Origin of the sequence: Phaeobacter sp. S60 (genome assembly GCF_000826845.1) — a bacterium.
GTDB lineage: Bacteria > Pseudomonadota > Alphaproteobacteria > Rhodobacterales > Rhodobacteraceae > Phaeobacter > Phaeobacter piscinae.
The window spans coordinates 530,537-552,599 of the sequence record NZ_JSWJ01000003.1 but is presented as its reverse complement, the minus strand read 5'-3'; the positions used below and the strand labels follow the sequence as shown (position 1 = coordinate 552,599).

The 22,063-nt window shown below is 59.1% G+C and carries 14 protein-coding genes and 2 tRNA genes; 12 read left to right on the top strand and 4 right to left on the bottom strand.

Going from position 1 to position 22,063, the window contains the following annotated elements; genetic code table 11:
• Positions 1 to 21 precede the first annotated feature (21 nt).
• From OO25_RS04110 to OO25_RS04095, 4 genes are all read left to right on the top strand, one after another.
• Complete coding sequence (locus tag OO25_RS04110; RefSeq protein WP_024097101.1) at positions 22 to 558, top strand: cold-shock protein; 537 nt, start codon at positions 22 to 24, stop codon at positions 556 to 558.
• Between the two features lie 4 nt (positions 559 to 562).
• Positions 563 to 1,105, top strand: coding sequence for a DUF192 domain-containing protein (locus tag OO25_RS04105; protein WP_040178604.1), 543 nt, complete (start codon positions 563 to 565; stop codon positions 1,103 to 1,105).
• 43 nt (positions 1,106 to 1,148) lie between these two features.
• Positions 1,149 to 1,225, top strand: a tRNA-Pro gene (locus tag OO25_RS04100).
• A gap of 827 nt (positions 1,226 to 2,052) precedes the next feature.
• Positions 2,053 to 5,697 (top strand): vitamin B12-dependent ribonucleotide reductase, encoded by a 3,645-nt coding sequence (locus tag OO25_RS04095; protein ID WP_040178603.1) that lies wholly within the window; start codon positions 2,053 to 2,055, stop codon positions 5,695 to 5,697.
• Between the two features lie 193 nt (positions 5,698 to 5,890).
• Here the strand turns inward: OO25_RS04095 and OO25_RS04090 are convergent, their stop codons facing one another.
• Positions 5,891 to 7,060, bottom strand: a complete 1,170-nt coding sequence (locus tag OO25_RS04090) for an MFS transporter (RefSeq protein WP_242406975.1) — start codon at positions 7,058 to 7,060, stop codon at positions 5,891 to 5,893.
• 545 nt (positions 7,061 to 7,605) lie between these two features.
• On the opposite strand from OO25_RS04090, the gene OO25_RS04085 reads away from it, so the two are divergent.
• The 7 genes from OO25_RS04085 to OO25_RS04055 are packed head-to-tail and all read left to right on the top strand — an operon-like array spanning position 7,606 to position 14,963.
• Positions 7,606 to 8,352: a FadR/GntR family transcriptional regulator gene (locus OO25_RS04085; protein WP_040178602.1), complete on the top strand. Its 747-nt coding sequence runs from the start codon at positions 7,606 to 7,608 to the stop codon at positions 8,350 to 8,352.
• On the top strand, positions 8,345 to 9,496 hold the full coding sequence (locus OO25_RS04080; protein ID WP_040178600.1) for an aminotransferase class I/II-fold pyridoxal phosphate-dependent enzyme: 1,152 nt from the start codon (positions 8,345 to 8,347) through the stop codon (positions 9,494 to 9,496). The genes OO25_RS04085 and OO25_RS04080 overlap by 8 nt, the downstream gene beginning before the upstream one ends.
• A 41-nt stretch (positions 9,497 to 9,537) precedes the next feature.
• Positions 9,538 to 10,794, top strand: coding sequence for a sugar ABC transporter substrate-binding protein (locus tag OO25_RS04075; protein ID WP_040178599.1), 1,257 nt, complete (start codon positions 9,538 to 9,540; stop codon positions 10,792 to 10,794).
• The gene (locus OO25_RS04070) at positions 10,776 to 11,726 is read left to right on the top strand and encodes a carbohydrate ABC transporter permease (RefSeq protein WP_040178597.1); all 951 of its coding nucleotides are present in this window, start codon (positions 10,776 to 10,778) and stop codon (positions 11,724 to 11,726) included. The genes OO25_RS04075 and OO25_RS04070 overlap by 19 nt, the downstream gene beginning before the upstream one ends.
• A gap of 9 nt (positions 11,727 to 11,735) precedes the next feature.
• Positions 11,736 to 12,587 (top strand): carbohydrate ABC transporter permease, encoded by an 852-nt coding sequence (locus OO25_RS04065; RefSeq protein WP_040169251.1) that lies wholly within the window; start codon positions 11,736 to 11,738, stop codon positions 12,585 to 12,587.
• A gap of 12 nt (positions 12,588 to 12,599) precedes the next feature.
• The gene (locus tag OO25_RS04060) at positions 12,600 to 13,667 is read left to right on the top strand and encodes an ABC transporter ATP-binding protein (protein ID WP_040178596.1); all 1,068 of its coding nucleotides are present in this window, start codon (positions 12,600 to 12,602) and stop codon (positions 13,665 to 13,667) included.
• Between the two features lie 42 nt (positions 13,668 to 13,709).
• The gene (locus tag OO25_RS04055; RefSeq protein WP_040178595.1) at positions 13,710 to 14,963 is read left to right on the top strand and encodes an AGE family epimerase/isomerase; all 1,254 of its coding nucleotides are present in this window, start codon (positions 13,710 to 13,712) and stop codon (positions 14,961 to 14,963) included.
• Between the two features lie 80 nt (positions 14,964 to 15,043).
• Here OO25_RS04055 and OO25_RS04050 read toward each other — a convergent pair.
• Positions 15,044 to 15,118, bottom strand: a tRNA-Asn gene (locus tag OO25_RS04050).
• 597 nt (positions 15,119 to 15,715) lie between these two features.
• Between OO25_RS04050 and OO25_RS04045 the strand changes: the two genes are divergently transcribed.
• Complete coding sequence (locus tag OO25_RS04045) at positions 15,716 to 18,580, top strand: hypothetical protein (RefSeq protein ID WP_242406974.1); 2,865 nt, start codon at positions 15,716 to 15,718, stop codon at positions 18,578 to 18,580.
• Between the two features lie 16 nt (positions 18,581 to 18,596).
• Here the strand turns inward: OO25_RS04045 and OO25_RS04040 are convergent, their stop codons facing one another.
• Complete coding sequence (locus tag OO25_RS04040; RefSeq protein ID WP_040178594.1) at positions 18,597 to 20,057, bottom strand: phosphatase PAP2 family protein; 1,461 nt, start codon at positions 20,055 to 20,057, stop codon at positions 18,597 to 18,599.
• Positions 20,058 to 20,189: 132 nt separating this feature from the next.
• A complete protein-coding gene (locus OO25_RS04035) occupies positions 20,190 to 21,962 on the bottom strand; it encodes an adenylate/guanylate cyclase domain-containing protein (protein ID WP_040169240.1) in 1,773 nt (590 codons plus the stop codon).
• Positions 21,963 to 22,063 lie beyond the last annotated feature (101 nt).

The window sequence follows — 22,063 nt, the reverse complement described above, 5'->3', positions numbered from 1 at the left end:
AGAATACGGTGGACTACGGCAGTGGCAGAAGACTTGAGCAGTTTGCAGCAAATACGCGGGCTGGTGAAATGGTTCGATCCGACCAAAGGGTTCGGATTTGTTGTCTCTGACGAGGGCGGACCGGATATCCTGCTGCATGTGAACGTGCTGCGTAACTTCGGCCAGAGTTCTATCGCGGATGGGGCCGAGGTTGAGTTGGTGACGCATCGCACAGAACGCGGTGTTCAGGCGGTGGAAGTCCTGTCGATCACGCCTCCGACGCGCGACGACAGCCCTGTGCTGAGCGATTTTGCCGAAATGGATTCGGATGTTCTTTATTCTGAGCCATTGGTGCCTGCGCGGGTGAAGTGGTTTGACAAGGGCAAGGGCTTTGGCTTTGCCAATGTGTTCGGGCGCGATGAAGATGTGTTCCTGCATGTCGAGGTTCTGCGCCAGTCCGGCCTGTCGGAGCTGCAACCGGGGGAGGCCCTGGGAATGCGGGTCATCGACGGCAAGCGGGGCCGCATGGCGGTTGAGGTGCTCGCCTGGGAAGCCGCCCTGCTGGAAAAGCAGGACTGAGAAGATGCAGCCCCTCTGGATCCGAATGTCACGCCCGGTCATGCGCCGATTGACAGCAGGAGCCAGAGCCGCAGCAGCCTGTATTCTGTCTGTCGTCGCAATTGTGGCAGCAGATGGCGCGTCCGCCCAAAACGGGTCGGAGGCCTGCCAGCCCAATCGGGTCGCTCTGCGCGGGCCCTGGGGACAGACCCAATTTATCGTGGAAATCGCTGATACTATTGAAGAACGTGCCGAGGGGCTGATGCATCGGCCGCATATGGCGCGTGGCGCTGGTATGCTGTTTGTCTATGAGACGCCGCAGCGGGCCAGTTTCTGGATGAAGAACACGCTGATCCCGCTGGATATGCTGTTTGTCGATGTGACCGGGACGGTTCGGCACATCCATCACCGGGCGATCCCTGGCGATTTGACACCGATTCCCGGTGGCGACAACGTCTTTGCGGTGTTGGAAATCAATGGTGGGCTGGCGGAGCGCTTCGGTATTTCTGTCGGCACCGAGCTGCGCCACGAAGTTTTTTCAAAATCAGGCGCAATTTGGCCCTGTTAGGGCTTTTCAAATCAGATTGGCAACGCTAGGAAGGCGCACGGTCCGGGGCGTGGCGCAGTCTGGTAGCGCACCTGTTTTGGGTACAGGGGGTCGTGAGTTCGAATCTCGCCGCCCCGACCATATCATCCTACGGGATGCAACGTAGACGCCGACTCGCCTGGTTCAGGCAGTCGGCGTTTCGCGTTCGGATACTCTCTGAATCGGACTGCTCGAAAGTCGATGCTCTATTTCGATGACGCTCGTTATCGCCGAAAAACCCACCAGCTGATCCACCTCTGCGTGTCCAGATCGGAGATTCGAAGTGGTTTCCATTTCGTAACCAAAATCGCGTCGGAGGCGGGTCTGTTAAGGGGCGCTTAACCAACTGTTGCGCTTTGGCGTCGAATTGGTTTAACGCTTCTTGTCATCATAGAAAAAAATCTCAGGGACACGCGCCAGACTTAACTTGCGGGTATTTCACTTTATCAACCCACGGAAAGGTTGTGTGTCGGTGCCTCGGATCGCAGTTCCCTCGAAGCCCCCGTTTATCACAACCACAGCAACCCCCTCTCTTGAAGGGGAATTATCGCATCAGGCACCTGAGAAGGCGGCGCATGTGTGGCGTAAAGAGATCAACTTTGAATCGCGGCTTCGTGATCGACCTCAGACCAATAAGCTATCGTCAATCAAAAAGTTGGTTACGAAAGGCTAAAAATGCCGTTGACCACATATGCTCGAATACGTCAAATTGTGTATGTCGGATGGCGCAGCACAAAATATGGTGGTTTTCACCCGGCGCTGCACCAGACGGAGCAAAGCATCAAGCGCTGGCGGAAATGGGGTTTCGGCCCTGACTCGCATCTTCTATGAGATGCGCAGCTCGGTGATTTGTTGCGAAAACCGACATGCGATACGTCGAAATAAGACGTGATTTGTGACAGTGGGACTGCAGAAAAGAGGCAGATGGCATGAAGATTGAACGGAAATTCACAAAATCTGGGCAGGACGCATATGCCGATCTGGACTTCGTTCCTGCAACGTCGGAAATCCGCAATCCGGACGGCACCATCGTGTTTCGTCTTGAGGGCGTCGAGGTTCCGGCGGGCTGGAGTCAGGTTGCTAGCGACGTTATCGCGCAGAAATATTTCCGTAAGGCGGGCGTGCCGAGCAAACTGAAAAAGCTCCGTGAAAAAGGCGTTCCTGAATTCCTCTGGCGCTCTGCACCAGCGGGGGATGATGTAGAGTTTGGCGGTGAGACCTCCTCCAAGCAGGTGTTTGATCGCCTCGCCGGTGCCTGGTGCTACTGGGGCTGGAAAGGGGGCTATTTCTCCACCGAGGAGGATGCGCGCGCTTATTTCGACGAAATGCGCTACATGCTGGCGACCCAGCGCGCCGCGCCCAACAGCCCGCAGTGGTTCAACACGGGTCTGCACTGGGCCTATGGCATCGACGGTCCGGCCCAGGGGCACCACTATGTCGACTATAAAACCGGCAAGCTGACCAAATCCGACAGCGCCTATGAACATCCCCAACCTCATGCCTGCTTTATTCAGTCGGTCTCTGACGATCTGGTGCAGGACGGCGGCATTATGGATCTTTGGGTGCGCGAAGCGCGCCTGTTCAAATATGGCTCCGGCACCGGCACCAACTTCAGCCATCTGCGCGGTGAGGGCGAGCCCCTGTCCGGTGGCGGCAAATCCTCTGGCCTGATGGGCTTCCTCAAAATCGGTGACCGTGCGGCTGGCGCCATCAAATCCGGCGGCACCACGCGGCGCGCGGCCAAGATGGTGATCGTCGATGCGGATCACCCTGATATTGAACAGTTCATCGACTGGAAAGTGATCGAAGAGCAGAAAGTGGCGTCCATCGTCGCGGGCTCCAAGATGCATGAGAAGATGCTGAACGGCCTGTTCGAGGCCATTCGCAGCTGGGACGGGGCCGAAGCCGATGCCTATGATCCGGCTGTGAACGACGGGCTGAAGCTGGCCATTCGCGAGGCAAAAAAAGTCGCGATCCCGGAGACATATGTCAAACGCGTGCTGGATTATGCCAAGCAGGGCCACACCTCGATTGAATTTCCGACCTATGACACCGACTGGGACAGCGACGCTTATAGCTCGGTCTCAGGGCAGAACTCCAACAACTCGATCCGGGTGACCAATGCCTTTCTGCATGCGGTGAAGAAAGACGCCGACTGGCAGCTGATCAACCGCGTCGATGGCAAGGTGGCCAAAACGGTGAAGGCCCGCGATCTGTGGGAAAAGGTGGGGCACGCGGCCTGGGCCTGCGCTGATCCGGGGATCCAGTTCCACGATACGGTCAACGAATGGCACACGTGCCCGTCTGATGGCGAAATTCGCGGTTCAAACCCGTGTTCGGAATATATGTTCCTGGACGACACCGCCTGTAACCTCGCGTCGCTGAACCTGCTGACCTTCCTCAAGGATGGGGAGTTCCAGGCCGAAGATTATATGCACGCCTGCCGCCTGTGGACCGTGACGCTGGAAATCTCCGTCATGATGGCGCAGTTCCCGTCGAAGGAAATCGCGCAGCGCTCCTATGATTTCCGCACGCTCGGCCTCGGCTATGCCAATATCGGCGGTCTGCTGATGAACATGGGCTTTGGCTATGACAGTGCCGAGGGGCGCGCGCTCTGCGGTGCGCTAACAGCGATCATGACCGGCGTGTCTTATGCGACCTCGGCAGAAATGGCGTCGGAACTGGGGCCATTTGCCCGTTATGAGCAGAACGCCAGCGATATGCTGCGGGTGATCCGCAACCATCGGGCGGCTGCGCATGGGTCGGTTGACGGCTATGAAGGCCTGGCCGTGAAGCCGGTGCCACTGGACAGCGCAAATTGCCCGGACCCGCGTCTGGCGGAACTGGCAATGAGCAGCTGGGATGAGGCGCTGGAGCTGGGCGAGCGTCACGGGTTCCGCAATGCGCAGGCGACCGTTGTCGCACCCACCGGCACCATTGGTCTGGTGATGGATTGCGACACCACCGGGATTGAGCCGGATTTTGCCCTGGTGAAGTTCAAGAAGCTGGCCGGTGGCGGCTACTTCAAGATCATCAACCGGTCGGTGCCTGCGGCGCTGGAGGGGCTGGGCTATTCCCCGGCGCAGATTGAAGAGATCGTCTCCTATGCGGTGGGCCACGGCACCATCGGCAACGCGCCGGGCATCAACCATACCTCGCTGGCCGGCCATGGGTTTGGCCCGACAGAGCTGGCGAAGGTCGATGCCGCACTGGAAAGTGCCTTTGACATCCGGTTTGTCTTCAACCAGTGGACGCTGGGTGAGGATTTCTGCACCGGCGTTCTGGGCATCCCGGCAACCAAGCTGAACGACCCGACCTTTGATCTTTTGCGTCACCTTGGCTTTGGCAAGGCCGATATCGAGGCCGCAAATGACCATGTCTGCGGGTCGATGACGCTGGAAGGTGCGCCGCATCTTAAGGAAGAGCATTATCACATCTTTGATTGTGCCAATCCCTGCGGCAAGAAAGGTAAGCGGTACCTTGGGGTTGAGAGCCATATCCTGATGATGGCGGCGGCGCAGAGCTTTATCTCGGGCGCGATCTCCAAGACCATCAATATGCCCAATGACGCGACCATTGAGGATTGTCAGAAAGCCTATGAACTCAGCTGGTCGCTGGGGGTGAAGGCCAATGCGCTCTACCGTGACGGTTCCAAGTTGAGCCAGCCGCTGGCCGCGGCGCTGGTTGAGGATGATGACGAGGCGGCGGAGGTTCTGGAAAGCGGCTCGCAGCAGGAAAAAGCCATCACCCTGGCCGAGAAAATTGTCGAGAAAGTGGTCATCAAAGAGGTGGTGAAATCCCATCGCACCAAGATGCCACAACGCCGCAAGGGCTATACCCAGAAGGCGGTCGTCGGGGGGCATAAGGTCTATCTGCGCACCGGCGAGTATGAAGATGGCAACCTAGGCGAGATCTTCATCGACATGCACAAGGAAGGGGCTGGCTTCCGGGCGATGATGAACAACTTCGCCATCGCGGTCTCGGTTGGTCTGCAATACGGCGTGCCGCTGGAGGAATTCGTGGATGCCTTCACCTTCACCAAATTTGAGCCTGCGGGCATGGTGCAGGGCAACGACTCGATCAAAAACGCGACCTCGATCCTCGACTATGTGTTCCGCGAATTGGCGGTGAGCTATCTGGATCGCACCGATCTGGCGCATGTCAAACCGGAAGGCGCCAGCTTTGACGATCTGGGCCGGGGTGAGGAAGAGGGTGTCTCCAACGTTTCCGAACTGAGTGAGACCGCCGCGACCCGGTCACTGGAAGTGCTGAAGCAGATTTCCTCCACCGGCTATCTGCGCAAGCGCTTGCCGCAGGAGTTGGTTGTTCTTCAGGGCGGCCAGACAGAGATGCTGGCGGATGGCACTGATCCTGTCTCTGCCTTGCAATCGCTGGTGCCTGAGACATCAACCGCAGCAGCGCCGGCAGTCTCCGGCGGCATGGATGCCCGGACCAAGGCAAAAATGCAGGGCTATGAAGGCGAGGCCTGCGGCGATTGCGGCAACTACACGCTGGTGCGCAATGGCACCTGCATGAAATGCAACACCTGCGGCGGCACCTCTGGCTGTAGCTGAAACGGGCTAGCAACGGAATGATGATCGTCGCGGCACAAGGGGTCTCGCGGCGGTTCGGAACCCGGGATGGGTGCGCTCATCCCGACACGGATCAGGACACAGGCAACGACCTCGGGCGGTAACAAGAACCACCTGATCCGTGCACCTGGAGGGGGAGGCCACTGTGCCTCCCTTTTTCTTGTTTGGTGATGGATCAGCTGCGTCTCAGAACGTGTGAGAACATAACGATAAAAACCGCAAGTGCGGCCAGGATAAGAAAGGCTGCGGGCAGCGATATCAGCTCAGCTGTGACGCCAATCATTGGCGGGCCGATCAAGATACCGCCGTAGCCAAAGGTTGCAACGCTGGCAATGGCCGCGCCTGCGGGCAGGTCCGGATCGCTGGCCGCCCGGCTGAAGGCCAGCGGCATGACCAGCGCATAGCCAATCCCCATCAGGGCAAAGCCGGCCATTGCCGCGCCATAGCTGCCCCAGCCGACCGCGATCAGCGCGCCGAGGCTGGCACTTGCTCCGGCAAGACGGCCTGCTGCGACGGCACCAATACGTGCGACGACAAGGTCGCCAACCAGCCGCATCGCCACCATCGCAACGGAGAAAACGGCAAAGCCAAGTGCCGCATCAGCCTCGGATGCACCAGTTGTCAGAACCAGAAAAATCGCGCTCCAGTCGGCCATGGCGCCTTCGCCGACTGCGCCGCAGAAGGCAACGAAGCCAACCGCCAACAAGGGACCGCGCGGCAGCAGGGACGGTTTGGCAGCACCCCCCATTGGGGCGGGGTTCGCCACCCAGGGGATCTGCGCCATATAAAGCGTGAGCAACGCTGAAACACTGCCGACCACGAGGAAGTGCATTGTGATATCGGCACCGATGGAAGCCGCACCATATCCGGAGAGCGCCCCGAGACCGGCGCCAAGGCTGAACATCGCATGAAAAGAAGACATCATTGGCCGCGCCGCGCGGGCCTCCACTTCGCTGGCCCAAGCGTTCATGGCGACATCCATGCTGCCATGGGCCGCGCCAAAGACGAACAAAGCCGCCGCCAGAAGCGGCAGGGTCGGGGCCAGCGCCAGCAACACCAGCCCCAGAACATAGGCCAGCGCCACCCGACGGGTGACACGGGCCGCGCCGATCCGGTCAGCCGCGCGTCCGGCCAATGGGAACGACAGAATCGCACCGGCCGCCATCAATAGCAGCAATAGTCCAAGCCCGCCCGGGCTCAGCCCGTGAAACTCGGACACCGCAGGAATGCGCGAGGCCCAGATGCCGAATAATGCGCCGTTCAACATGAACATCGACGATACAGCACGCCACGGACTGCGCAGCCTGAATGTCTGGCGGAGGTAATCTGAACGGGTTTCGGTCACAGGATAACCTTTGGAGGGCAAACGGCTGACGGGTATTTTCCGCAGGTTGATCTGAATCCGAAGCAGACGCAAGCGGGCGCACCGTGATTGGAAGCTGCCACTTCCCCGATTGGCAATTGACAGGATTGATGCGGGTGAAACTGCACTCTGATCTGTACGCCAGATACCGTTGTGCGGGCGGATATAGATGGCCGCCAGTGCCAGTGTCGAGGTACTGCGGCGCTATGTGTCTAGCTACCCGTCGGGTTGCGCGGCTTTTCATATCTGTGCCATCCCGTTGCAGGGCATTTTTGCAGTGGCAACAATTTCGGTGGACTACCATCGTGAGGACAGGTCGAATCATTCTTTGAGACGCCTTCACCACCCTCTCAGATACATTGCGTGCTGAGCAGTCATCGGGCAAATCGATGACACATAATTACCTTATCCATATGATAAACATATGTATTATATTGTCCGACAATAAAGTTGATAATGTCGGACAATACTGACATACTTTTCTGAGACGGGGTTTGGCACAAGGCCGACCCAAAGAGAGGCAGAGCATGGCAGTGCGTGATCCAAAACAATTCAGCCACAGCATGGCGCCACTTCCGGCGCGCAGCAGCAGCCGCGATGTTCTGGAAGCTTTGACGCATTTGATTGAGGTGGAGGGACTTGGCATCGGTGATCGGCTGCCACCGGAGGTCGACATTGCCCGCCAGCTTGGGATTGGTCGCGCCAAAGTACGTGAGGCGCTGACCGCCTGGCAGAACATGGGCATTGTGACCCGCAATAAAAAAGCCGGTACGCGGCTCGCCACCGAGGTGGTCTCCAACGCCATTCACCTGCCCGTGACGCTCAAGCTGGAGGCCGAGAGTCTGCTGCGGACCCACGCCGTGCGTCGCCCGCTTGAGATCGAAACCGTACGCCTGGCGACGCGCAATATCACGCCGCAAAGCGGCCGGATCATCATGGGGCGCGTGGGTGAGTTGATTGCGATCCATGGCGCCGGGCAGGACTGGCGCGCGGCGGACTATCGCTTTCACGAAGCGTTGCAGGAAGCCTGCGGTAACCCGCTGTTCGGTCAGCTGATCCAGCAGATCCAGCATGGCTTCAACGAGGTATATGAGGCGCCGTTTGGCAAACCGCATCTGGGCGAGGCGTCGATCCCGTTGCACCTGCCGCTCGCCGAGGCGGTGGTCGCCGGTGACGAGAGCGCTGCGGCTCAGGTCATGGAACGCATTCTGGATATGGTCGAGGCGGAGATCCGCGAGTCGATGCAGTCCATGGTGGAGGGACGCAATGACTGAGGGGGCGGATCTGGCGACATTGATGGCGGCGGTCATGGACGACGGGAGCGGTGCGATCACGCCGCCGATTGTGCAGACGTCGCTGTTCAGCTTTGACAGCTATGAGGCATTTGAGGACCGGATGGCGGGACGCAGTGACGCTGCGATCTACACGCGTGTGCAAAACCCGACGGTTGCCGCGTTTGAGGCGCTGATGGCCAAGGCGGAACAGGGGGAGGCGGCAGTTGGCTTTGCTTCCGGTATGGCGGCTATCTCGTCGACGCTGCTGGCCTTTGTCAAACCGGGGGACCGGATCGCCTGCGTCGAGCATGTCTACCCCGACAGTTATCGGTTCATGGAACGGATGCTGCGACCATTTGGGGTGGAGATCGACTATTACGCGCCGCATCAGCTGGAAGAAGAGCCGGAGCTGTTGAACGGGGTGCGCCTCGCTTATCTCGAAAGCCCCAGCTCGGTCGTGTTTCAGCCGCTGAACCTCAAGAAGGTGACAGCCCATGCCAAACGGCACGGCGTATTGACGATGATCGACAACTCCTGGGCCAGCCCGGTGTTTCAGAAACCGCTGGCGCAGGGTGTTGATATTGTTCTGCATTCCGCGTCCAAATACATCTCCGGCCATTCCGATACAGTGGCCGGCGTGGTGGTTGCGTCGCAGCAGCATATTGACCGGATCCGTGATCTGACACTGCCGCTCCTGGGCGCCAAACTGGCGCCGTTTGAGGCGTTTCTGCTGACACGGGGCCTGCGAACCCTCGCTGCCCGGATGCGTCAGCATCAGGCCACAGCGACGCTGTTTGTTGACCGGCTGGCCGCGCTGCCACAGGTGCGCCGGGTGCATTCTCCGGGGCCGAACGCGGTGCCGGGGCTGACCGGACGTTCTGGGCTGATGGCGGTCGAATTTGACGACAGCGTGGATATTCCTGCGTTTTCCAATGCGCTTCGCCATTTTCGGCTGGGTGTCAGCTGGGGCGGATTTGAGAGCCTGATCCTGCCAGCCCGTGTCGGGCTTGCACAAATTGGCGAAGAAAATTCGATGCAGCGTTTTGGCGTTTCGCCGAACCTCGTTCGGCTGAACCTCGGGCTGGAGGAGGCCGAGGACCTGTGGGCGGATGTCACATCTGCCCTCGCGACCAGCACGGTCTGACAGGGCCGTGTGCACCGTCACACGACAAGGGGAAGGACAAGATGAAAAAATTTCTGACAGGGATCACCACGGCAGCGATGCTGATGGGAAGCGCCGCCTATGCGGAGACAACGCTGAAGCTGGTCGAAGTGATCACCAGCCCGGAACGCACCAAGGTTTTGCAGAGCATCGTTGACGGGTATGAGGCCGCGAACCCGGATGTGACGGTTGAGATCATCAGCCTGCCTTGGGGACAGGCGTTTGAGAAGCTGGCCACGATGGTCGCCGGTGGTGATATCCCGGATGTCGTTGAAATGCCGGATACCTGGCAGGCGCTTTATGCAGGCTCCGGCCAGCTGGCCAGTCTGAGTGATCACGTCGCCGACTGGGAGCATGGTGCCACCCTCACAGAGAAGACCGTCGCCATGGGCAGTCAGGCCGGGGATCTCTATATGATCCCTTACGGGTTCTATCTTCGGGCGATGTTCTACAACAAGAATCTGCTTGCCGAAGCCGGGGTTGCGCCGCCGGAAACCATGGCAGACTTCATGGCCGCATCGGCTGCTGTGTCCGAACTAGAGGGCAAATCAGGCTACTGCCTGCGCGGCGGTCCCGGTGGAACCAACGGCTGGGTGATGATGGCGGCCGCCATGAACGGCACCAATGATTTCTTCACCGAGGATGGCAAAAGCCGGATGAATGAACCCGGCTCGGTTGAGGGGATCCAGTTCATGCTTGATCTCTACCAGAACGGTTACGCGCCGAAAGATGCGGTCAGCTGGGGGTTCAATGAGATCGTGGCCGGCTTTTATTCCGGCACCTGTGCGTTCCTTGATCAGGACCCGGATGCGCTGATCGCGATTTCGGAGCGGATGCCTGCCGAGGATTTTGCGGTCATCCCGATGCCTGTCGGCCCTTCAGGGAAGGCGTTCCCGACCATCGGTTTTGCGGGCTGGTCGATCTTCAAGGCAACAGCACATGAGGACAAAGCCTTTGATCTGGTCGCGGCCCTGTCCGCGCCGGAGGCCAACGGCACCTGGGCGAAACGTGTTGGTGTGATCCCGGTTCACAAAGGCGCGGATCAGGATCCTTATTTCCAGACCGAACAATTCGAAGGCTGGTTCAAGGAGCTGAATGGCGATCAGTATGAGCCCACAACCATGCCGACCTATCTGGAGAAATGGGGCTATTTTGCCAGCACGGTGGTTCTGGAAACCAGCCAGGAAGCACTGCTGGGTCAGCGCAGCGCACAGGATCTGGCGGATGAATGGGCAGAATTCCTGAGCGACGAACACGCCAAATGGCAGGCAAAGCAGTGATTGCGCGCGCAAAAACAACCGTCGTGTCCGGGGGAACCGGGGCACGACGCTCGCTCTACTGGCAGTATATGGTGGAGCCATTTCTATATCTGTCGCCGATGATCCTGTTGATCGGCAGCGTCATGTTGGTGCCGTTGATTGTCGGAATTTCCTATTCCTTTCAGTCGATTGAGCTGCTCAATCCCTTTGCCACCGGTTGGGTTGGCTTTGAGAACTATGAAAAACTGTGGAGTGATCGAAAGTTCTGGATCGCGCTGGAGAACACCGTCTTCTGGACCTTTTGGTCGATCTTCTTTCAGTTCTTCCTTGGGCTTGGTCTGGCGATGCTGCTGAATACGCAGTTCTTCGGTAAAAAGCTGTTCCAAGCGCTGGTATTCCTGCCTTGGGCGGTGCCCACATTTCTGTCGGCTTTGACCTGGGCTTGGCTGTTTAACCCGGTGATCGGACCGATCCCGCATTGGCTGGCCGCTCTTGGCGTGCTGTCTGAGCCTTATAATATTCTGGGTGATCCTGATCTGGCGATCTGGGGACCGATCACCGCCAATATCTGGTTCGGGGTGCCGTTTTTTGCGATCACGCTGCTGGCGGCACTGCAATCCATTCCCGGCGAGCTGTACGAAGCGGCAGAGATCGATGGCGCGACGCCTTGGCAGAGCTTCACCAAGATCACGCTGCCGTTTCTGGCGCCGATGATTGCCATCACGGTGATGCTGCGCACCATCTGGATTGCGAATTTCGCGGATCTGATCTTCGTGATGACAGGCGGTGGCCCGGCCAATTCGACGCAGATCCTGTCCACCTATATTTTCACCACGGCGTTCCGCAAATTGGACTTTGGCTATGCCTCGACCATTGCGGTGGCGCTGCTGATCATTCTGCTGGCCTATGCTGTCATCCTGCTTTGGATGCGCAAGCGGCTGGTCAAGATCTGAGGGTCTCCCATGGGTTCTGTTGCACGCTCAAACAGCCGCCATCCGGCGCTGGCGTTCGGGAAATACGCGGCCATTGCCTTCTATCTCGGCTTTGCGCTGTTTCCGCTGTACTGGCTGATGAAAATCGCAATCACACCGGATGCGCTGATCTTCTCCGAGGGCACGCGGATGCTGCCCTCGGCAGTAACGTTCGAGAATTTTGCCACGGTTCTGTTCGAGACAGAGTTCCTTGCCTATTTCCGCAATTCACTGACAGTATCGCTGGGGACTGCGTTTTTTACCACGCTGATTGCAGCCGGAGCGGGTTATGCCTTTTCGCGGTTTGTCTTTGCGGGCAAGCGGATCATCATCGCAGTGATGCTGATCACCCAGATGTTTCCGCTGTTGATGATCATTGCACCGATCTACAAAATCGTGGCCGACCTCGGACTGCTGAACTCACTCACCTCGCTGATCGTGGTCTACACCGCGTTCAATATCCCTTTCGCGACCTTCCTCATGCAATCCTTCTTTGACGGGATCCCGAAGGATCTGGAAGAGGCTGCGATGATGGATGGGTGCTCGCGGTTTCAGGCGTTGCGCACGGTGGTGTTTCCACTGACCCTACCGGGGCTGGGGGCGACACTTGGATTTGTCTTCACCGCCGCGTGGTCGGAGCTGCTGTTCGCGCTGATGCTGATCTCGAAGAATGACGCGATGACCTTCCCGGTCGGGCTGTTGACCTTCGTGTCGAAATTCTCGGTTGACTGGGGGCAGATGATGGCGGCCGGGGTGCTGGCGCTGGTGCCAAGCTGCCTGTTTTTCATTTTCATACAACGCTACCTCGTGCAGGGCCTCACGTCCGGCGCGGTCAAGGGATAGGGGGCCGGGATCATGGCACGGATCGAACTCAGAGATGTGGCGAAACGCTATGGCGCCGTGGAGGTGCTGCGCGATATCAATCTTGATATTCAGGACGGTGAGTTCATCGTCTTGGTGGGGCCATCGGGCTGCGGAAAATCTACGCTGTTGCGGATGATTGCGGGGCTGGAGCCGATCACATCGGGTGATTTCGAGATTGACGGCCAGCGGATGAATGATGTCCGTCCGCGCGACCGCGATATTGCGATGGTGTTCCAGTCCTATGCGCTCTACCCGCATATGGATGTGGCGCGGAATATGGGGTTCTCCATGGAGATCCGCAAAGATCCCGCCGAGGCGCGCCGCTCCCGCGTTGCCAAGGCGGCGGAGACACTGGGGCTGTCCTCCTTGGTTGATCGCCTGCCCAAGGCCCTCTCGGGCGGTCAGCGACAGCGTGTTGCGATGGGGCGCGCGATCATCCGGGATCCCCGCGCGTTTCTGTTTGATGAGCCGCTGTCCAATCTGGACGCTGCACTGCGTGTTGAGATGCGGCTGGAGATTGCCCGGCTGCACAAACAACTGGGCGCCACGATGATCTATGTGACCCATGACCAGGTGGAGGCGCTGACCCTCGCCGATCGCATCGTGGTGTTGAACGGCGGAGATATACAGCAGGTCGGCTCGCCGCTTGAGCTTTATGAACGCCCGGCCAACAAATTTGTCGCGCAGTTCATCGGCTCCCCCACAATGAACATTCTGCCGGTGTCCGGTGCGGCCTCTGGCGTGATGGCGAGCAATGGGATGATGCTGACGCTGGATCATCTGCAGGACACCGCTGCTGCGGTTGAGCTGGGCATCCGGCCAGAACATCTGGATGTAGTGGAGCCGGGTGAGGGGCATCTGACCGCCGTTGCCGATGTGGTGGAGCGTCTGGGCTCTGACACCAATATCTATGCCAAAGTTGACGGGATTGGGCCGCTGATGATCCGCAAGCACGGCAATGTGCCGGTGCGAAGTGGAGAGCGTCTGGGCTTGCGCCTGCAGGCCCAAAACGCGCATATTTTCGATGAGCGCGGCATTGCCCTCAGGCCTGCAGCCTGAGCCGCTGCGATCACGACCCTGGCAGCAAAAGGAGAGCCGCCGATGAGAACGCAGTCCGCAGTCGGAGATCTTTCCGCGCCCGGTGGCTGGTTGGAGGATGCGGGCCATCAGGCCTATCTGGTTGCAGATGCCAGGCGGCAGCTGGATTTCTTCGCAGGTAGTCTGCGGGCAGGGCCGGGGTTTCACACTCTGGATGCTGAAGGGCGACCCTTGCCGGATGACAAGCAGGAGCTGCACACCACCACACGGTTGGTCCATTCTTACGCGCTAGCGCATATCTGCGGCTATACGGGTGCCGACCGGATGATTGATCACGGCATCGCCTATCTCAACAGCCACCACCGCGATCAGATCCATGGCGGATACCTTTGGGCGCTGTCCGGGGATACGGTCGTGGATGATCGCAAACTGGCCTATGGGCATGTCTTTGTCCTGCTGGCTGCGGCGTCGGCGAAACTGGCCGGGCACCCCGCTGCGGATGCCTTGCTGAGCGATGTGGCGGAGGTCTTGGACCAGCGGTTCTGGGAAGCGGAGCCAAAACGGTTTGCCGACGAATGGAACCGCGATTGGACACCGTTTTCGACCTATCGCGGAATGAACGCCAATATGCACGGGGTGGAAGCGCTGCTGACGGCATATGAGGCCACGGGTGAGACGGTATTTCTGGACCGCGCAGGCCATATCCTCGATTTTTTCGTGGGCGAAGTTGCGCCTGCAGAAGGCTGGCGTCTGCCTGAACATTACACTGAGAGGTGGCAAGTCGACCGCAGCTATGCCGGGGATCCGATGTTTCGGCCCGCAGGGACCACCCCTGGCCATTCATTTGAGCTGGGGCGATTGATGTTGCAGCACTGGGATCTGGCAGGGCGGCGGGACACAGGCGCCCCGACACGCGCGCGCAATCTGATTGAACGCGCGCTAGCCGACGCCTGGTTACCTGATGGTGGCTTTGCCTATACGCTTGATTTCGACGGCAAGGTCGCGATGGGCAATCGGTTCTGGTGGCCGGTGACGGAGGCAATCGGTGCCGTTGCCACGCTTGTGAAACTGGACGCCAGAGACGCAGATGAGCATTGGTATCGCCGCCTCTGGGGATTTGCGCAGGCGCATTTCATCGATGAGACCCGCGGCGGCTGGTATCCTGAAATTGATGGGAATGGGCAGGTGACACGGTCGATCTTCACTGGAAAGCCGGACATCTACCACGCGCTACAGGCCTGCCTGCTGCCATTGGGGGCGCTGCCGTTGGGCCATGTGGCAGGGCTAAAGAAACTGCCCGCTCCGCTCTTGTCCTGAGCGTAGCGGCAGACGCATCAATAACACAGGTATGGAAGCCAAAAGGGCCTAGCGTATATACGCTAAGCCCTTGGAAACTTTGGCTCCGGCGGTAGGGATCGAACCTACGACCAATTGATTAACAGTCAACTGCTCTACCGCTGAGCTACGCCGGAATGTGGGGCTGATATATGGTTTCCGTTCTGGCGCGTCCAGAGAAAAAATGCGCTGGTTTCAAATTTTTTGCCTCCAAGGGGCAGATCATTTCTCAAACGGTCAGAGATCCAAAGTAGCCAACATGTCGCCGGGCCATCCGTGATGGTTTTGCAGCTTTCGCCGATCACTGGCGGAGTGTGCTGTCAGCCTACTGTTGGCGCTGAAACTATGGTAGGCTCATCCTGAGGTGGGGTTTGCGTTTGCAGCGCACCAGATGCTCGACGTGGCCGACGCCGCAAGTCCAGCAGCGCGCCTCCAATGAAAGGACGGGATTGAAAAACCGCGTCACTCTTTGCTGAACGGCGGCATATTATGTCGTTGCGTGTCTGCGGAGGGTCGTTCCTGAGGATGTCGGGTGAACATTTTGGCACAGACATAGCATGCCCTTCGGCGCATGCACCAAAGGGGATGATATGGCGAAACTGACACATCCTGGCAAATGGCCTCCCACTGACGTTTCTGAAGGTACAACACCGCGGGCTTGGTTGCGATATGAGTGGCAATATTCGGGGTCACGCCGCCCGTCGCGCCTGATATCACATCCGACGGTGCCTTATGTGACGGCTGCGCGTGTGGGCGGTGCTGATGGTGAGATTGATCGGGCGGCGCTAAGCACGGCGGTAGAACAATACCTCAAACAGCTGAAGCACTATGTGAACGCAACGCCGCCGCCGCTGGGTAAAGCGGATCCGATGCTGGATCTGTTGGCGGATGTCGCCGCAAGCGGCAGCCTGCTGCATTGGTGCGATATCTGGCCCAAAATCAACGCTGAGCCGAGCCGTCTTGAGGGGCAGATCGCCAGCTGGAACCTGTCGCGCCATCCAAAGAGCGCGATGCCGGGCACCGTGATCCTCGTGGCGACAGAAGGTATTCCTGACCCGATGCACGGGTCTTTTCTGATGCGGTTCCCGTCCGCCGGATTCCGCGTCCCGATTGAGGTGCGCGCCACTGATGATGGCTTTGACCTGATTATCCGTGGCCTGACGGCAGAGTTTCCCGGTGGATCCCACCAAGCGCTGTCATCGCTGTTGGCCGGGCGCAGTGATGCGGAAAAACAGTTGGTTCTAAGCGGCTTGTCGCGCAGCCTCTCCGGTGTTCCCTTGGGGTTTCAGACCGGTGTGGCACCGGCCACACTGGTTGCATCCTCTGAGACGGACACGGGCGACGCGCCCGTTGAGGCTGCGGTCTCAGACGACGCCAGCAGCGCGACATCGCCGCCACCCTCTGATACATCCTCTGTCCCGCCGACACCTCAAACGGATGCGCAGCCTGCGGCGCGGTCCTCGGTCTATCGGATGATCACGATGCTGGAGGATGATATTGCCAAACCGGCCGGAGTGGTGCCCAAGTCTCTGCTTTTGCAAGATATTCGATTTTCTGCGCAGCCCGAAAACGTCACCGACGGGGCCTGGGAAATCACCCTGACCCTGCTGGCGCGCGGGCAGGATACGCCGCGTGGCGAACCTGTGAGCTATCGTTTGACCGTTCGGGTGCGTCTCGCGGAGCCGGGCGCAAATGAGGTTGAGTTGCTCTCCGTGACGCGGGTGCCGCTTGTCAGTCATGCGGTGGCGGGGACGGGCGCTCCGCTACCGCCGCCGCTGCCTTTTGTGCGGGTATTTCCGGTGCCGCCGCCCGATTGGCGCGCCCCCTCGGGGCGGGTATCGCCACACCCCGCACCACCGCTTGCATGGCGCCGACCAACGCGGCCGGACATGATATTAGACCTGTTCCGGGAAAACCGGGCGATTGGGTTGGGTAGTGGCCTGAAGATGCAGCAGCCGGCCTATGAAGTGCGCAACTGTCCGCGATTTGTGCCGGGCGACGGGGTTGGAAAACTGCCAAAGACCCTGCCGGGAACAGGGCTGTCTGATCTGCCGCCGCGCCGCAATATATCCAGTGCGATCAGCGCCTATTGGCACAGCAAAACCTTCTTTGACACGATGCGCGGGCTGGGCCTTGCACCAGAGAGTTACATGGCGACGGCTGAGGGGCCGCTGGCCGTACACTACCGCTCGGGCATCGTGCCGGGACCGGGCCGGGATGGGCGAACAATCAATGCTCAGGTGCGCTATGAAGTGGCGCCGGATGCCACCCTTCAGAGCAAACCCAGTATTGATATGCATCTGGCGCTGGCCAATCTCAACCGTTGGGCGCGGGTGAAGGCTGGGACGCCGGGCAGTCAATTGGAGCCTCTGGGTATGGCCAGCTGCGGACGCTGGATGATGCATGAATTCGGGCATTACCTTTTGGCGGCCCGGATTGGGCAGCTTGAGTTCGATTTCGCCCATAGTGCAGGGGACTCGCTGGCGGCGGTGTTCTTCGATCCGCTGTCGGATCTGTCCAGCCCGGCCTATCCCGGCGACCCGAGGATGCGGGGGTGGACGTTTCCCTTTGTCTTCGCGCCGCGGCGGCACGACCGGACGCCCGCAATGGGCTGGGGCTGGTATGGGTTGCTGAATCGCTCTGTGATTGAGGATCCACCGGATTCCGGGACCGAGCATAAAGCCTATCTGACCGAGCAGATCCTATCGTCCACCTGCTTCCTGCTGTATCGATCCTTGGGCGGCGATACGCTTGCCGGTACAGAGGCTAACTGGGCACAGCGCACCCGGGCCTCTGATATGGCGCTATATCTGCTGATGCAGGGGATGGCCGGGCTGGCACAATCGCCGTCGCGGGCGGAAATGCTGGAGGTTGGCATGGAGGAGGCCGGTTGGAGCGCCCCGGCTTCCGTACCCTTGCCGAGAGGCGGAGCAGACTGGCAGCCCGCCACCTCTCACAAGGTGACGCGATGGGCCTATGAAACCATGGGCATGTTCCCCTCCGAGCCGAGTGAGATTATCAGCAAGGCGGGGGCGCCGCCGCTCGTAGATATCTATATTCGCGACCGCCGTCCTGATGTGTTCCCGACCGGGGACGGGCCGGTGAAGGTCGGACCGGGCAGCTATGTGCCCGTCTCGCTTCATTGGGCGGCAGATGCCGATTGGGTGATGCCCGGCTGGCTGCCGAGCTTTGGCAACAGAGGGGCGGTGGCCGCTGGTGGCGCGCGGCTGCGGGCGTGGGCTGGTTGGGTGCTTAATGACAAACCGTCGGCTCAGATTATGGAGCGCAGTGTTGTTTGGAACGGCCAGGTTGATATCGGACCGTTCGATATTGCGCCGGACGCGGCCGGCATGACGCTGGTGCAGACTGATCAGCAGCAGATTACACAGCTGACCACGGCGGCAGGCACTGCGGCCCCTGCAGGCACCCAGCTGGTGGTCTTTTATGAGCTGAGCCAGATCAATGACCGTGCCAACACCGACCCTGCCGCTGACTTTACGATCAAGATTGGCGCAGCGGCGTCACCGCCGACGAAGGTGCAGGCCCTTGTTGATCTGGTCGCGGGTGACAACAATCTGGGCCTGCATATGGCGTCCTAGGAGGTCTCTGCGATCCTCATGTTATGTCAGCGGAGACCCAGGGTGTCGGCCATTCGGTCTTCGCCTTCTCCAGGATACGATGCAGTGTGGGGACCGAGATATGCGCCCATGGGTCGCCGCTTGCCTCTGGGTTCACCGGGGCGCTGTCCATCAGGCAATACCAGATGCCTGCCGCGATGTGCCGTCCAGCGGTCGAGTCGGAGGGGTAGTGCACCCCGATCCTTTCACGGTTCACCGCAATCCGGTTCGCCATGGTCAGCAACGGCGAGGCGATCACATCACTGCCAAGCAGATCATTATAGGTCGGCTTGCGTAGCAAGGTGCCCGCCGGGATTTGCACATCCGTGCCTGAGCCATCAGATTTATACCCTTTCACCACCCCAAATCGCTGTGCCACGCCGGGAATTTCCAGCAACAGCAGGGACAGGAAATGCGCCAGAAACGCATGGCCGCTGGGAAAGGCTGGATGAGCGGGTGGCCCAAAGGGCACCGTCAGGCCGGGCCGCAGTATCGATGGGCGCACCCGTTTAAAATGGGCTTTATAGCTCATATAGGCGACATTGCCGACAGCCAGTCCAAGATCAATCAGTTTGAGCGTGAACGGATGGTCAAAGCTGTTGGCTCCCAGAAAATGGATCAAATAGGCCGGCAGGCCATCCGCCTGGATATCGCATTCAACCATATACTGTTGACGATCATCCTCCATATACATTTTGAGCACTTCGAGCTCAGCAACGATGATATCAAGGGCATCTTTGGCGGCGACCTGAGATTGCGTTGGGCTTCCTGTTTGAACATAGCGCCAACGTAGATCGTTTCGTTCCAGCCACCGGTCGCCGACATGGGCGGGATGCCAGTTCTGATATTGTGAGGCGAATTCCAGTGCTGCCATGGTGCCGGGTTCGGATCTGTCTGCTGCACGCAGCCATTCCCCAAGATTGGGATCAAATGGAAGCGCCCAGAACCGCAGAGCGGGATCCCAGTCCTCGGTGATCCATTCCAGCGTTATAGGGTATTGCGGTTGTCCCGGTGTCCCCTTGTCTTTTGGGATTTGATAGGGGCTGATGATCATCGACAGCGGGAACGGGTCACCGCCGTTGTTGTCGGGGCTAAAATCCAGCGTCCAGGGCAGCAGCCCCAGCTCCATTGGCGTCGCGTAGTAGCTGCGCAATGTGCCGATACCAGCGTCAGCGCCATTGCCAAGAAGATAGCCGTTGTCTTCCAGCCCGAGTCCCAAACCCGAGCCGAGCCCCAAACCGTTGCCGAGGCCAAGACCTGATCCTAGCCCAAGACCAAGGCCGGATCCCAAACCCAGGCCAAGCCCTAAGCCCTGACCTGCGCCCAATCCGTTGCCAAGTCCGAGGCCATTGCCCAACCCCAAACCATTTCCGAGGCCCAGACCATTGCCGAGGCCCAGCCCCAACCCGAGGCCCAGACCGTTTGACGCGCCTTGTGAACTGCCATGTTCCGCCATCATAAATCCCCCTTAAATCGTTGAATACGAGTTAAAAAACGTCCTACGTGGCTGCTGATATCTGGCCTTTGCCGGTCTGCCTCTCGGTTTATTTTGTTATTGTCGGGTATCCCGATTATGCGCTGTGGCTGCCGTCTATTCCGGCAGTCCTGCGCGTATCAATCCGTCGATCAGTCGCTCCAGAGCCTGCTTCGATTTAAGTGGATACCAAGTTGCAAATTTTGAGACCGAGAAGCCGGGATCCAGATCAAGAATTTCCTGAGCCACCTTGCGTGCGTTGTCTGCCTGACCGCTGAGGGCAAAAGACGCCGCAAGCAGACGCAGGCTCGCCATGAAGCGTGGTTTGTTACGGCGGGCGTTCTTCAGGAAACGGATCGCTTCCGGCATGTTCCCGTCAACAAACTCAGCAAGGCCGGCCGCAGTTAGGAAAAAGAAGCTCAATGGATCATAGGGGGCCAGCCGCCAGACATTGAGAAGCCTGTCGCGGGCCTCTGCACCGTCACCGAGATAGGCATATGTCGTCGCACTCAGCCCCCAGGCCAGCGGCAGGTTCATATTATGCGCTAGTGCATCCTCAAAGAGTTCCAATGCGTCTTCCGGGCTGTTTTCATGCAGGCTGAGCACATGGGCGCGTACCGACAGGGTCAGCGCGTCATCGGGGTCCAGTTCCACTGCGCGTCGGGAATGGTTGATCATGATCAAGATGTCGTCACGCGGGTTTCGAGAATGACCTTCCGCTAGAAAGAAATTCATACACCATGCAAGGTAGGCATGGGCCTGTGGGTAATTGGGATCGAGAGACACGGCTCGTTGCAGCAGGGCGATCGCCTCTTCATAGCTGCGGTCATCCAGCTGATAGAGTCGTGCGAGCGCCCGCAGCACACATTTATACGCATCCAGACTGTCGGTGCTTCGGGCGCTGATATGCTCCGCCTCCGTTGACAGCACTTTTGGTTCCAGCATCGCCAGCACACCGGAGGCGATCTCATCCTGAAAGGCAAACAGCTCCTGCAAATCTCCGCGGTAGGTCTGGGCCCAGATGGCGCGGTTGCGCAGCACATCCATCAGTTCAACAAAAATGCGCAGCTGATCCCCGTGGCGGTCGACCGAACCGGTCAAGAGATAGGAGACCCCAAGCCCGCGACCAATCTCGGCCGGGTTCTCATTGCTGCCTCGGAATTTAAGCGTCGAAGTGCGCGCCATGACAAACATTGTGCGGCTGCGGGACACGCCTGAGATGATTTCCTCGGTGATACCATCACCGAAATACTGCTCCTCTGCCTGCGCGCCGCGATCCTGAAATGGCAGCACCGCCAACGTCGGGCGGTTTTTCCAATCCGCATGGGGGTGTAAGGGAAGGGTGTCACCGCTGCCGTCACAGACTTGATAGACCTGAACTGGACGGTCGATGTTCTTCAGGAGCGGTGAGCCAAGATCTTGAAATCGCAGAGAGAGTTTCCCGCGCACGATGTCGCGAACCATTTTGGTCACCACTACCGTTCCCGGATCGGCAAGCTGATGAATGCGCGAGGCAACAACAACGCCATCGGATTGCACAGTGCCCTGATCGTCGATCACGTCGTCGATATTGATACCGATACGGATCTTCATCGGGTTGGCATCGTTGTCCGACTGGGCAAGTCGGTCCTGCACTGCCATAGCCCATCGCACGGCATCAGTGGCACTGGTGAATTCTACCAGTAGCGCATCACCAGCATCAGACCGCCGCACACCGTCGTACCGTTCCAGTTCATCTAGCAGCACTGTATCACGCAAATGACACCATCTGCGCACCGTTTCTGTGGTGCTGATCTCGATATGCCGCGTGTAATCGGCCACATCAGCAAAGGCAAACGCCGTGAGCCGCGTCGAGACTTTGGGAAGGATTGTCGGGATGGGCCCCTGCATGGATGATGTCCTGCCGCCGATAGGGGGGCAGTATATCGAATAGTATAGAATTATAAAGAATGTAGCGCGGGGGAGGTCGTATCTTTGCCGACCATCTGCAA

What these genes read in the sequence shown, in the direction of transcription:
- OO25_RS04105 (WP_040178604.1), top strand. Translation starts at nt 563, where the DNA reads ATGCAGCCCCTCTGGATCCGAATGTCACGCCCGGTCATGCGCCGATTG.
- OO25_RS04095 (WP_040178603.1), top strand. Translation starts at nt 2,053, where the DNA reads ATGAAGATTGAACGGAAATTCACAAAATCTGGGCAGGACGCATATGCC.
- OO25_RS04085 (WP_040178602.1), top strand. Translation starts at nt 7,606, where the DNA reads ATGGCAGTGCGTGATCCAAAACAATTCAGCCACAGCATGGCGCCACTT.
- OO25_RS04080 (WP_040178600.1), top strand. Translation starts at nt 8,345, where the DNA reads ATGACTGAGGGGGCGGATCTGGCGACATTGATGGCGGCGGTCATGGAC.
- OO25_RS04075 (WP_040178599.1), top strand. Translation starts at nt 9,538, where the DNA reads ATGAAAAAATTTCTGACAGGGATCACCACGGCAGCGATGCTGATGGGA.
- OO25_RS04070 (WP_040178597.1), top strand. Translation starts at nt 10,776, where the DNA reads ATGGCAGGCAAAGCAGTGATTGCGCGCGCAAAAACAACCGTCGTGTCC.
- OO25_RS04065 (WP_040169251.1), top strand. Translation starts at nt 11,736, where the DNA reads ATGGGTTCTGTTGCACGCTCAAACAGCCGCCATCCGGCGCTGGCGTTC.
- OO25_RS04060 (WP_040178596.1), top strand. Translation starts at nt 12,600, where the DNA reads ATGGCACGGATCGAACTCAGAGATGTGGCGAAACGCTATGGCGCCGTG.
- OO25_RS04055 (WP_040178595.1), top strand. Translation starts at nt 13,710, where the DNA reads ATGAGAACGCAGTCCGCAGTCGGAGATCTTTCCGCGCCCGGTGGCTGG.
- OO25_RS04040 (WP_040178594.1), bottom strand. Translation starts at nt 20,057, where the DNA reads ATGATGGCGGAACATGGCAGTTCACAAGGCGCGTCAAACGGTCTGGGC.
- OO25_RS04035 (WP_040169240.1), bottom strand. Translation starts at nt 21,962, where the DNA reads ATGCAGGGGCCCATCCCGACAATCCTTCCCAAAGTCTCGACGCGGCTC.